This is a genomic window from Agrococcus sp. ProA11, assembly GCF_039880525.1.
Classification (GTDB): domain Bacteria; phylum Actinomycetota; class Actinomycetes; order Actinomycetales; family Microbacteriaceae; genus Agrococcus; species Agrococcus chionoecetis.
The window spans coordinates 2,482,594-2,495,158 of record NZ_CP156989.1 but is presented as its reverse complement, the minus strand read 5'-3'; the positions used below and the strand labels follow the sequence as shown (position 1 = coordinate 2,495,158).

Annotated in this window: 6 protein-coding genes; all 6 read left to right on the top strand. The window is 62.8% G+C overall.

The genetic code is table 11. From position 1 onward, the window contains the following. Positions 1-138 precede the first annotated feature (138 nt). The 6 genes from ABG090_RS11920 (at position 139) to pglZ (ending at position 12,560) form a co-directional block, all read left to right on the top strand. A complete protein-coding gene (locus ABG090_RS11920; protein WP_347754766.1) occupies positions 139-945 on the top strand; it encodes a nitrilase-related carbon-nitrogen hydrolase in 807 nt (268 codons plus the stop codon). Positions 946-1,916: 971 nt separating this feature from the next. Next, positions 1,917-2,525 carry a DUF1819 family protein gene (locus ABG090_RS11915; RefSeq protein WP_347754764.1) on the top strand — a complete coding sequence of 203 codons (609 nt, stop codon included), beginning with the start codon at positions 1,917-1,919 and terminating at the stop codon, positions 2,523-2,525. Then, positions 2,525-3,130 (top strand): DUF1788 domain-containing protein, encoded by a 606-nt coding sequence (locus ABG090_RS11910; protein WP_347754762.1) that lies wholly within the window; start codon positions 2,525-2,527, stop codon positions 3,128-3,130. The genes ABG090_RS11915 and ABG090_RS11910 overlap by 1 nt, the downstream gene beginning before the upstream one ends. A gap of 4 nt (positions 3,131-3,134) precedes the next feature. Continuing rightward, on the top strand, positions 3,135-6,617 hold the full coding sequence (gene brxC, locus ABG090_RS11905) for a BREX system P-loop protein BrxC (protein WP_347754759.1): 3,483 nt from the start codon (positions 3,135-3,137) through the stop codon (positions 6,615-6,617). Further along, positions 6,617-10,075, top strand: a complete 3,459-nt coding sequence (pglX, locus tag ABG090_RS11900; protein WP_347754756.1) for a BREX-1 system adenine-specific DNA-methyltransferase PglX — start codon at positions 6,617-6,619, stop codon at positions 10,073-10,075. The genes brxC and pglX overlap by 1 nt, the downstream gene beginning before the upstream one ends. Further along, positions 10,068-12,560, top strand: coding sequence for a BREX-1 system phosphatase PglZ type A (gene pglZ, locus ABG090_RS11895; protein ID WP_347754754.1), 2,493 nt, complete (start codon positions 10,068-10,070; stop codon positions 12,558-12,560). The genes pglX and pglZ overlap by 8 nt, the downstream gene beginning before the upstream one ends. Positions 12,561-12,565 lie beyond the last annotated feature (5 nt).

The following is a 12,565-nucleotide window of genomic DNA, read 5'->3' as shown; positions in this document are numbered from 1 at the left end:
GTGGACCGCGTCGAGTTCATGACGCTAAACCCAATCGAATTTGGTTTAGCGTCATACTGAACTACGACGGGCTTGCGCGTCAACTTGTTGTTTGCGCCGATGTGGCCGCCTGGCACGACCGTGGACGAGGATGGACCCATGAGCGACGACCGAACGCACACCATCGCGGTGGCCCAGGCGGCCGCCGTTATCGACGACGTCGACCAGAACCTGGCGACGCTGGCAGGGCTTGTCGCGTCCGCTGCGGAGCAGGGCGCGGACGTGGTCGTGACACCCGAGCTCTTCGCCACTGGCTATGCGCCCGACCGCGCCTGGCAGCACGATGGCGCGGCGATCCGAGAGTCGCTCTCGGCGCTGGCGCTCGAGCACGGGATCGGGCTCGTGGCGTCGTCGATCGACTCGGTGGGCGACGCGCATCACATTGCCGCCTCGTTCTTCTCGTCGGAGGGGGAGGAGCTCACTCGCGTACACAAGCGTCACCTCTATGGCGGCGTGGAGCAGCAGTGGATCACGCCGGCTGAGGCCTACGGGGTTCCGGTCGCCTGGCGCGGCACGTCGTGGGGCGTTGGCATTTGCTACGACGTCGAGTTCCCGGAGTTCGCCCGCTCGCTCTCGGTCGCGGGCGCCGACATCCTGCTGGTGCCGACCGCGGTGCCGACGGTCGAGGAGGGCGTTGAAGGGCTGGGCGACGCCTGGCACTACTCGGCGACGCAGACGTCGACGCTGCAGGTGCCGGCGCGGGCGCTCGAGAACGGAGTGGTGATCGCGTATGCGAACCACTGCGGCCCGGGGTTCACGGGGCGGAGCTGCGTTGCGACGCCGTTTGGGCACAACGTCGCCCTACTCGGCGACGATGCCGGCGTGGCCGTGGTGCGGGTGCCGGTCTCGGCGATCGAGCGTGCGCGCTCGATCAACACCTACGTCGCCGACTTGCCTCAGGACTGACGGCGATCCGCGAGCGCTCGTCCAGTCGCCGCCGCGCGCTGGACCGTTAGCCGCGAACCTCCGCCAGCGGCAGCTGCTGCGCGAACTGGTAGCGCTCCTGCTTGATTCGCGCGTGCAGCCGCGTGTCGACCGCGCGGACGCCGTCGAGCAACGCAGCGTGACGCGCAACTCCTGCTCGTCGCGGAAGCGCTCGAGCAGCCGGATCTCGTGCACGCCGCCAAGCTCCGCCGCGCGCTCGAGCATCGCGTCGTCGGGCGGGAGCGGCTCGGTGTCCCAGCACAACCCGGTGGTCGAGCACGTGCAGGAGGGCGAATTCGAGTCGGATGCGAGAGTCAGGTCGCTCGTGCTCGTCACGAGGGCGGTGTCGGCCAGGAGGAACACGGCTACTTTCGAAGCGGGTCGACTCTTGCGGGCACCGGCTCGGCCTACATTGCTCGCATGAAGCGATACTGCCGAACAGATCCGGCCCTGACGGCTGGTGCCGCTTGCTGTTTGCGGGCAGCCGTTCGGCACAGTGGCCACCTAAGAGTTGACGACGCCGGTGCGATACGCGTGAACGGCACGAGTTCGAACGGTCAGCGACCGCTCGAGCTGGGGCGGCGATGTCGCGCCATCCGCGCAGCGCTACGCCGTGTGCCGCGGGCATCCGCACCGTCCGCCGTCGATAAGGTTGCGGTATCGGCGCATGTAGCCCGGAGGCCACCGACGTGGTTCAGCCGTGGCTGTCTGCGGAGGAGATCGCCGTCACTTGGGCATTACGAAGGACACCTGCGAGTGGATCACGGACGAGAGGATGGCCAGCCATCGCGTTGGCCAGCGGCGGAGGTTCAGGCCAGCGAGATCGGCGAGGGGGTGCGCAGCGGCTGGGCAGCGCCCGAGCCGCGGGACGACAACACGTGCTCGCTCCCCAGCGGTGTCAGTAGGTCGACGTATCCTGATCAACTTGCCGATTTGCCAGGGAGGAGGTTTCCATGAATGGCAGTTATGCTGCCGGGCCGCGCTATGCGCTGAACTTCGTCAGCCGAGCACTACTTGTGCGCGAGACCACACTCCTCGCCGGTCTGCGTAGGCCTGGCGAGTCATGGGAGTCGGTTCGTGATCGCGCGGTCAGGGAGAATGCGGTTCAGGCTCGAACGCACAGGTCCGGCGTTCGCCTGACCCGTGAAGCTGTTCGACGGCTGGTCGTACTGTCCGATGACGAGGTCGAGTTCTTGCTCGACGCGGCTCCGAGGGAGCGCGGGTACCTCACGTGGGCGGCCGCCTGCCGCGCCTACCCGTTCATCGGCGATTTCGCAGAACAGGTGCTCCGCGAGCGCTACTTGATCCTTGCGTTGACAATCTTGCCGGAACACCTCGAAGCATTCGTGTTGAGCCAGGCGATGTGGCACGCAGAGCTGGCTGATCTCTCCGACTCGATGGAGAGCGGCATCCGGCAGACCGTCTTCCGGATGATGCGAGAGGCCGACCTAGTGACATCAGACGGTGAGATCGTGCCCGCCCTGCTCTCCGGTCGGCTGGCTGAGCTGTTGACAGCGGCTGGCCGAAACGACCTGCGCTTCTTCCCGACGAGAGGTGCCTAATGCCTTTCCAGCCCACACTGGCTCAGCAAGAGGAACACCTATTCAAGGTGCTCAGCAGCGAGCGCTTCCTCAAGATGGAGGGCCTCGGCAACGAGGTTGCCCACTTCATCTACGACTACGACCCCGCCTGGGCCCTCGACGTCGCCCAGGCTAAGAAGCGCATCAAGACAAAGCTCGACACCGAGCGCGGCATCAAGGTCTTCGAGATCAACCTCTATGACCTGTGCGTTGAGCTGCTCAAGGCGCGCAGCGTGTGGGAGCGCGTGCTCGCCGCCGAGACGACGATGGACAAGCCCGACTTCCTCAAGATGCTCCAGAACATGCTCGACCCGCAGATCCACCTCGCACCGGCGATCAAGGATCGCATAGCGGGCGAGTCGTTCCACATTCTGTTCCTCACCGGAATCGGCGAGGTGTTCCCGTTCGTGCGCTCGCACACGGTACTGAACAACCTGCAAACCGTCGTCTCGGACAAGCCGATGCTGATGTTCTTCCCCGGACGGTACGAGGTGTCGGCCACACAGGGCTCAGCACTGGTGCTGTTCGACCGGCTCAAGGACGACTCCTTCTACCGCGCCAAGCGCATCCTCGACCAGGAAGCATGACCCGATGAAACTCAACGAGATCTTCCTCAAGGATGTCACCCGCTCGATCGAGGGCGTCGTCAAGGCTGACGACGGAGACCACCTGGGCATCGAGGTTGAGGAGTACGTCTTCACCAACGACGCCGCGAAGGGTGTTGCGCCGCTGCTGGAGCAATACACCAACTACACGAACGCGAACGGCGTGTGGATCTCCGGCTTCTTCGGCTCCGGTAAGTCTCACCTGCTCAAGATGCTTGCCCACCTCCTCGGCGATGTCGAGGGTCAGGCGTTCCCCCGCGAGAAGGTGAGCGAGGCCTTCCTCGGCAAGACTGACGACGCGATGCTTATCGCCTCACTGAAGAAGGCCGCAGCCATCCCGGCTAAGAGCCTGCTATTCAACATTGACCAGAAAGCGACCTTGATCGCCAAGGACCAGGCCGACGCCCTGCTCAAGGTCTTCGTCAAGGTCTTCGACGAAAGCCGCGGCTACTTCGGCAACGACGGTGCTGTCGCCCGGTTCGAGGAGGATCTTGACCGGCGCGCCCAGTACGAGGCGTTCAAGGCGGCCTTCGCCAAGCACGCCGGCGTCGACTGGTCCCGGGGGCGCGAGCAAACCGCCCTGGAAGGTCACAACATCGACAAGGCGTTCGCCGAGGTCAACGGCGAGGCGAACCCCGGGATCATCGCGCAGTACCAGAACTCCTACGCCGTCTCGATCGAGGACTTCGCCACGTCGGTCAAGGCATGGATCGACAAGCAGGAAGCGGGCTTCCGGCTCAACTTCTTCGTCGACGAAGTCGGCCAGTTCATCGCCGACGACGTCAAGCTCATGCTCAACCTCCAGACGATCGCCGAGTCCCTCAACACGAAGTGCAAGGGGCAGGCGTGGGTCTTCGTGACGTCGCAGGAGGACATGGACAAGGTCGTCGGCGACCGCACCAAGCAGCAGGGCAACGACTTCTCCAAAATCCAGGCTCGGTTCAGCGCGAAGGTGAAGTTGACAAGCCAGGACGTCGAGGAGGTCATCAGCAAGCGTCTGCTGGAGAAGAGCGACGCGGGCGCTGCCGCCCTCACGTCGATCTACTCCGAGGAAGCGGCGAACTTCCCGACGATATTCAACTTCGTCGACGGCGCGAAGACTTACCGCAACTACGTCGACGAAGCCCGCTTCATCAACACCTACCCGTTCGTCACCTACCAGATCCCGATGTTCCAGGCCGCGATCGAGGGCCTATCCGACCACAACATGTTCGAGGGCAAGAACAGTTCCGTGGGCGAGCGCTCGATGCTCGGCGTAGTCCAAGAGGTCGCCAAGCGCATCGGCGAAGAGCAGGTGGGTTACCTCGCGACCTTTGATCAGATGTTCGCGGGTATCAGCGCCGCGCTGAAGTCGGCTGCCCAGAGCGCTATCCTCCAGGCCGAGAAGCACTTGCCCGAACCTGGTTCCGAAGTCACGATCCTCGCCAACCGGCTGCTTAAGGCGCTGTTCCTAGTCAAGTACGTCGACACGTTTAAGGCCACGCCCCGCAACCTCACCGTGCTCGTCTACGACCGCTTCGGGCTCGACCTCGCCGGGCGGGGCAGGCAAGTGCAGGACGCGCTCAACCTGCTTGAGGCACAGTCCTACGTCCAGCGCAACGGCAACGTCTACGAATACCTCACCAACGAGGAGCAGGAGATCGAGAAGGAGATCAAAGCGGTCGACGTCGACTCGTCCGAGGTCTCTAGCAAGCTTTTCCGGTACCTCTCGTCCGACATCCTGAAGACCAACAAGCTGAAGTACGCGAAGAACGGCCAGGACTTCTCCTTCGGCTACAAGCTTGATGACACAGTGCAGGGAAACCAGCGTGAGCTGACCATCCACTTCATCACGCCCGAGACCAACTACAGCGATTCCGAGATTGCAGCGCAGAGCATGGGTAGGGACGAGCTGCGGGTCTTCCTCGGCCGCGACAAGCGGCTGCTTGCCGACCTGCGCCTGCTGCTCAAGACGGAGAAGTACACCAAGCAGCGCACCAACTCCGGTGCCACGCCATCGATGCAGGCGATCCTCCAGTCGAAGCATGTGCTCAACGCGGACCGCGAGAAGGAACTCGTCGAGCGCCTCCGGCAGGCTGTCGGCAAGGCGCAGCTAATCATCAACGCCGCTGAAATCACCTCCAGCTCGCAGGATGCCGCCATGCGCGTGGCCGATGGGTTCCAGGAACTCGTGAGCCGCACGTACACCAGCCTTGGGCTCCTCGGCGGCAAGGTGTTCTCCGAGCAGCAGGTCGCCAACGTAGTCCAGAACGACAAGGGTCTGTTCGACGCGGCCACGCTAAGCGCGCTCAAGTCGCCGGGCGCCGAGATGGAGTCTTGGATTATCACCCGGTCCGGCCTGGGTGAACAGGTGACGATCAAAAAGATCGTCGACCGCTTCGAGACCAAGCCCTACGGCTGGGGTCTCGGCTCCATCGAGGTCGTGCTGGGCTGGCTCGTCGGCAACGGCAAAGTCGCGCTCAGCGTCGACTCGAACCCGGTCGTTCGGACCGAAGCATCGTCGCTCATCCGCAACACGGGTAAGCACCAGCACCTCGTCGTCGCTCCGCAGAAGGCGTACGACCAGGCGAAGGTTGCGGGTTTCAAAAGGTTCTGCACCGACTTCTTCGACGAGGGTGCCGTACCAAGTGACCCCGCCGAACTGGCTAGGTTCGGCAAGGACCGGCTCGCGTCGAGGCGCGACGAACTCAACGCCCTCGTGAGCAGCAGCCGGTACCCGTTCGTCAACCAGCTCTCCGGCGTCGTCGCCTTGCTCGACGAGGTCGTCGGCAAGCAGGTCGACTGGTACCTCAGCGAGTTCGACAAGGGTGAGGAGTTGATCGACGCCAAGGAGGACCTGGTCGACCCGATCAAGTCCTTCCTCAACGGGCAGCAAGCCAAGATCTTTGACGAGGCGCAGACTTTCCTCAACGCCAACGTTGGGAACCTCGGCTACCTTCCCGTAGGCAGTGCCGACTCGGCCAAGGCCTTGCTCTCTGATGCCAACGCCTTCCGTGGCAACAAGATGAACCAGCTCAAGTTGGCTGCGGACGCCTTGCGGGGTCAGATCGACGATGTCGTCTCCGGCAACCGCGCCGACGTGACCGCAGCGATCGAGGGGCGCAAGGCAGAGATCCTCGGCAGCGTCTATTACGCCAACGCCAGCTCACTCGCGCAGGAGAGCGTGGTAGAGCGCATCGACCAGATCCTCGTGCGACTCGGCGGCGAGACTCAGATCGCTCTCATCCTCCAGGTTGGAGCAACGTTCGAGCAGGATGATTACCCGGCGCTGCTGAGTCGTCTCGTCGAGACGCAGCCGGGGGTGGGCGACGACGTTCCGGCGCCCACGCCGATCGTGTCGGTCAAGACGATCAGCGCCCCCGGCGTCTCCGGCATCCTCGAATCCGAATCCGATGTCGACAACTACCTTGCCGCCCTGCGCACCGCGCTCATCGCGACCCTTAGCGACGGAAAGCGAATCACGCTCTGATGGACACCGCACCGCTTAAGGCCTTCGCCACGTCGGCGCGCACAGAACTGATTCGCGAAGTCGGCGCGCGCATCACCGCCGTGCTGGCCCAGGGGTCACCGGAGAGGGTCGAGCAGCGCTGGGCCGTGACAGCGCTGGAACGTGCCATCACCGGCGGGGGCGGTGGCGACAACGGCAAGGCGCATGTGGCCGACAAGGTCGCCTACACGTGGTTCAACCGCATCATCGCCCTGCGCTTCATGGATGCAAACGGCTATACCGGCATCGGCGTGGTCTCGCCCGCCGCCGATCAGGTCGGCCAGCCCGCGGTCCTCGCCGCAGCCAAGCGCGGCCAGGTCGACAGTGTCGTGGTTAAGGGAGCGCACTCCGCAACCATCACCGGACTGCTCAACGGCACCCGCCAGCCACGACCTGGCGTCGACGCGCAAGCGGAGTCATACGCCCTACTTCTCGCGGACTACTGCCGCTACTGGAATGCGGCCATGCCCTTCATGTTCGAGCGCGACGGTGACTACACCGAGCTGCTCATCCCAGCCAACCTGCTCGCCGAGGACTCTGTCCTGAGCCGCTCCGTCAAGGTGCTCACCGAGGACGTGTGCCAGGACGTCGAGGTCATCGGCTGGCTTTACCAGTTCTACATCTCGGAGCGGAAGCAGGAAGTGTTCGACGGGTTCAAAGCGAAAGGCGCCGAGCGGAAGCGGGCCGGCGCCGACGAGATCCCCGCCGCGACGCAGTTGTTCACTCCGCACTGGATCGTCCGCTACCTCGTCGAGAACTCCTTGGGTCGCCTGTGGATGCTCAACCATCCCGAGTCTCGCCTCATCGACCAGTTGGACTACTACATCGCCCCGGTTGACCAGGAGGCCGACTTCCACAAAATCACCAAGCCGGAGGAACTGAAGGTGATCGATCCGGCGTGCGGCTCGGGTCATATGCTCACGTACGCTTTCGATCTCCTCTACGCAATTTATGAGGAGGAGGGCTACACGCCGTCGAAGATTCCCAGCCTGATCCTCACGAACAACCTCTACGGCATCGAGATTGACCCCCGCGCCGGCGCACTGGCCGCATTCGCCCTGACTATGAAGGCCGCCGCTAAGCGCAAACTCTTCCTCAAGGATCCGGTCGAGCCGAACATCTGCGTCCTGTACCCGACTACCTTCACACCCGACGAGGTGGGCTTCCTTGTCACGGAGGACGGCGACCGGTTTTCGGAGGAGGCATTCTGGAACCAGTTTGCCGAGGCTGACACGTTCGGCTCCCTGATTCAGCCCAACCCTGCCCTGGCCGTTCGGCTCGCGTGTCACCTCGCGACGCTCGACGCCGACGGCGACATTCTTCGGGCCGATACGCTTGACCGAGCCCAGAAGGTGATTCACCAGGCGGAGTACCTGTTGCCGAGGTACGCGGTGGTTGTTGCCAACCCGCCCTACATGGGCAGCAAGAACATGTCTTCTCAATTGGTCGAGTTTGCGAAGTCCAAGTATCCGAGCGCGAAGACTGACCTCTACTCCATGTTCATCGCGCGGAACCTCGTCCTTGCCTCGAGGGGCGGATTCGTGGCCATGATCACGATGCAGTCTTGGATGTTCCTCAGCACCTTTTCTGCCTTAAGGCAGAAGATTCTACGTGAGTTCATCGTTGCGACGCTTGCGCATTTGGGAGCAGGGGCGTTCGACACGATCGGCGGAGAGGTAGTTTCTACCGCCGCGTTCGTGATCCATGTCCAGCCGGGCGAAGCGCGCGGCGTCTATCTCCGCCTGGCGGGTCTAAGCGGAGAAGCCGTTCAATCAAGAGCTGCGCTAGTAGTGGCGGCCGGCACCGATTCGACCCTTCGGCACGAAGTCACCTCCCGCGACCTCACCGAGTTGCCGCTGTCGTCGATGGCCTACTGGTTGAGTGCCAGTGAGAGGCACATCTACCGAGACCACCCTAGCCTTATGACGTTGGCAGGAACTCGGCAAGGACTGGCAACTGGAGACAACAGCCGGTTCCTCAGGTTCTGGTGGGAGGTGTCTAGAGCGCGGACCTGCCGAACTGCGGCCAGCCATGCGGAAGCTGCCGAGTCGCGTGCACGATGGTTCCCCGTGCAGAAGGGCGGTACGCCCCGACGGTGGGTGGGGAATGACGAACTAGTCGTTGACTGGGAAAGCGACGGGTTGGCGCTCCTCAACTTTCGTCCGCGTTCGGTGATCCGGAATCCTAGCTACTACTTCCGTGCCGGCGCGACGTGGTCGAGTCTCTCCGGCGAGTTCGCGGTCCGCGTCTCACCTGAGGGATTCCTGTTCGAATCCAAGGGATCGATGCTCTTCCCACTTAAGAACGAGGACCTCAACTGGATTCTTGGATACCTGAACACCCCGATCGCTCGGAGATTGATCGACTCGCTCTCCCCGACGCTCGATTATCACGAAGGTCCAGTCGCGAGAATCCCCGTGATTCACCCTGCACGTCCCGAAGAAGTTGCCTCAAGCGTGACCTCGGCCCTCGTGTCCGCAGGCGAAATCTGGGCCAGGCGCGAGACTTCGCCGTCATTCGATCGATTCCTAATGGTCGACGCACCCTCGTCGGTGAAGGATGCCTTGGATTCGGACCGCTCGGCGCGTCTGGAAGCGGAGAAGCGTGTTCTCAAATTGGAGCGGACCATTGAAGAGCACTTCCGCGAGTCAGGTTCGGTTGGTCCCGACGTTTTCCCGTTGGCGGAGCAGCGGCCTACGGGTTTGGTCCATGATGACCTCCGCAATGATGCAAGTGCGGCGCGGCTGTTGGCTGAGGACCTCGTCTCCTATGCAGTCGGCTGCATGTTCGGCCGCTACAGCCTCGACGAGTCCGGGCTAATCCTTGCTGACCAGGGCGCGACGTTGCACGACTACCTCACGAAGGTTCCGTACCCGACGTTCACGCCCGACACAGATAACGTCATCCCCATCGTCGACGGCGACTGGTTCGAGGACGACATCGTCGAGCGGTTCCGGCAGTTCCTGCGTGCCGCGTTCGGCGAAGAGCACTTCGAGGAGAACCTCCGATTCGTGGCCAACTCGCTTGGGGTGAAGAGCCTACGCGGTTACTTCGTGAAGTCCTTCTATAAGGATCATTGGCAGCGGTACAAGAAGCGGCCGATCTACTGGCAGTTCTCCAGTCCTAGGGGTTCGTTTAATGCCCTGATCTACATGCACCGCTACACACCGTCGACAGTCTCGACGGTGCTGACCTACCTGCGCGAGTACGTGACGAAGCTGGAGTCGGCCCTTCAGCAGGCCGAGCGGGCCGGCAACGCGAAGGAGGCGGATCGGCTTCGCAAGATCCTCGTCGAGCTGAACGAGTACGAGCACGACACGCTCTTCCCGAAGGCGTCCGAGAACGTCGTGTTCGACCTCGACGACGGGGTCCGGGCGAACTACCTGAAATTCGGCGCCGCACTCAGAAAGATCGTCGGAATGGAGGCTGCAAGTGACTGATCTGAGCGCCGTCCAGCGCGCCCTCCACAGTCGACTAGCCTCCCAACGTGTTGTGTTCTGGCACGATCCCCTCGGCGAGTGTGCCGCCGATCTAGATGCGCTCGATCTCGGCGCGGTCAACGTCATCCGTCTACAGCACAATGAGTTCAGCGTGAAGAACACCATCCTCACCGACCCCGTCAACAAGCACCTTGTCTACCGCTCCGGTGACCTCCCGCGTGTCACCGAGAACTGGCTGCTAGATCTGGAACTCGCCCACGGCATCTTTACGGCCGACAAGACCTCCATGCTCCAGCAGTCACTTGGCCTTAATGACCCGGCCCTGTTGCCGGTGATCGAGCAGCACCATCAATTCTTCGCCGCGAATAGTCGGAAGCAGGCGCTGGAAGAACTGCTTAATGACGAAGACGACGCCGCCCGCCTGCGAGCCAAGCTGTGCCAAGTGCTTGTCAGAGCGTCAGGGAACCAGCTGACCGATATCATCCGCGAACTTCTCGTCGAGAACGCTGCCGGGAAGACAGCCAAGTTCGACGACCTCGTCGCCTTCGGCCTCGACCAGTTCTTCTGGCACGGGCTCGCGAGCATTTACAAGTACCGGAACACGACGCCGACGATCGATGACTTCGTCATCTGGATGTTCGGCCGCGCCATCGAGGACTTCGCGTCGGCCACCCCTGACGAGTTCCGTAACATCCGCAGCGACTTCAACGCCTTGCGCTACGACGTCCGCACCCAAGACGTGATGAAGAAGCTCGCCTCCCGCGCGGCAGAAGCACTCGACGTGAACTCGAAGATCGAGCATCGCGACTACCGCGAACTGACCAAGATCACGATCTTTGAGGAGATTGACCGCAAGGTGATCGTCGACCTCGCCGCCGCCGTCGCTGGTCAGTCGGTGACGCCCCGCGAGATCGCGGACATCGTTCGGCACCGTCATCACAGCCTGTGGAGCGCCAAGTACGTCAAGCTCTACGAAGCGATTCAGAGCGCCTCCGAGTTGCTCGCCGCGATCGCTGCGCTGCCGCACGCCATCGCTTCTGCCGCCCTTGGGCTGGAAAAGTACCAGTCCGATTGGTTCCGCATCGACCAGCACTACCGCTGGTTCACCTACGCCCACCAGACCGCCGATTTCCAGAAGCCGCTAGAAGCGCTTAAGGCCGAGGTCGATAAGCAGTATGCCAATAGGTACCTCTACGACTTTGGCGGGCTCTGGCAGCAGGCTCTTGAGCCCATGAGCGAGTGGAAATCGGACTCCCTGGCACCACAGGCGAAATTCTTTGATCACTACGTCGCTCCCGTCGTCAGGGACGGACGCACCAAAGCGGTCGTGATCATCTCCGACGGCATGCGCCACGAAATCGCCGAGGAACTCGCGTCGATGATCCGCAGCGAGGACCGGTTCGACGCCTCACTCTCGGCCGTGCTCGGCTCACTGCCGAGCTACACCCAGCTCGGTATGGCGTCGCTGCTTCCGCAGTCGAGCCTGGAACTCTGCCCCGCGGGTCTGCCGGTGCTCGCGGACGGGAAGCCGACGAACGGAACCGCGAACCGCGACAAGATTCTGCAAGCCGTCAAGGGACACGCAATCACCGCGGCCGAGGTCCTGGCTATGCCGGGGAGCGAGCTTCGCGAGCTGTACACGAAGCACCAGATCTTTTACGTCTACCACGACCGCATCGACGCCGCGGGCGACAAGGCCCCGACGGAGCGGACTGTCTTTGAAGCCGCCGCGGAGGCCCTCCGCGAGTTGCTCCAACTCGTCAAGAAGTGGGCAAACGCGAACGCGACGAACATCCTGATCACCGCCGACCACGGGTTCCTCTACCAGGACATCCCGCTGGAGCAGTCGTACTACGTCTCGGAAACTCCCCGGGGTGACGCGGTCACTAAGATCAACCGGCGTTACGTTCTCGGCCGGTCGCTGAAGCCATCCCCGTCGTTCATGACGTTCACCTCGGCGCAGGCGGGGCTCTTGGGCGACCTCGATATTCAGATTCCCAAGTCGATCCACCGCATCCCGCAACCCGGCGCTGGCACCCGCTACGTCCATGGTGGCGCATCTCTTCAGGAGATCGTCGTCCCGGTGCTCATGGTCAACAAGAAGCGCAAGAGCGACATCCGTTCGGTCAACGTCGACCTCATGCCCGAGACCGACAAGATCACCACCGGGCAGCTGGCGGTCAAGCTGCTCCAGCGCGAGGCGGTCACGGACAAGATCCAGCCGCGTCAGGTTCGCCTCGGTCTTTACGTCGGCGACATACTGATCTCCGACCAGCCCGTCCTCCCCTTCACCAGTGCATCCGACGACCAGCGCGATCGGTATCAGAAGGCAGTGCTTTACCTAACCCAGGACGCTGACCGGTACAACAATCGGCCCGTCGAGCTGCGTCTCGAAGAGCCGGTCCCGAACACGACACAGTGGAAGACGTTCTCGAAGGGGAACTACACCATCAAACGGTCGTTCACGACGGACTTCGACTTCTAGGGGGA

Bases quoted from the DNA above. Each gene is read 5' to 3' on its own strand.
- ABG090_RS11920 (WP_347754766.1), top strand. From the start codon at position 139: ATGAGCGACGACCGAACGCACACCATCGCGGTGGCCCAGGCGGCCGCC.
- ABG090_RS11915 (WP_347754764.1), top strand. From the start codon at position 1,917: ATGAATGGCAGTTATGCTGCCGGGCCGCGCTATGCGCTGAACTTCGTC.
- ABG090_RS11910 (WP_347754762.1), top strand. From the start codon at position 2,525: ATGCCTTTCCAGCCCACACTGGCTCAGCAAGAGGAACACCTATTCAAG.
- brxC (WP_347754759.1), top strand. From the start codon at position 3,135: ATGAAACTCAACGAGATCTTCCTCAAGGATGTCACCCGCTCGATCGAG.
- pglX (WP_347754756.1), top strand. From the start codon at position 6,617: ATGGACACCGCACCGCTTAAGGCCTTCGCCACGTCGGCGCGCACAGAA.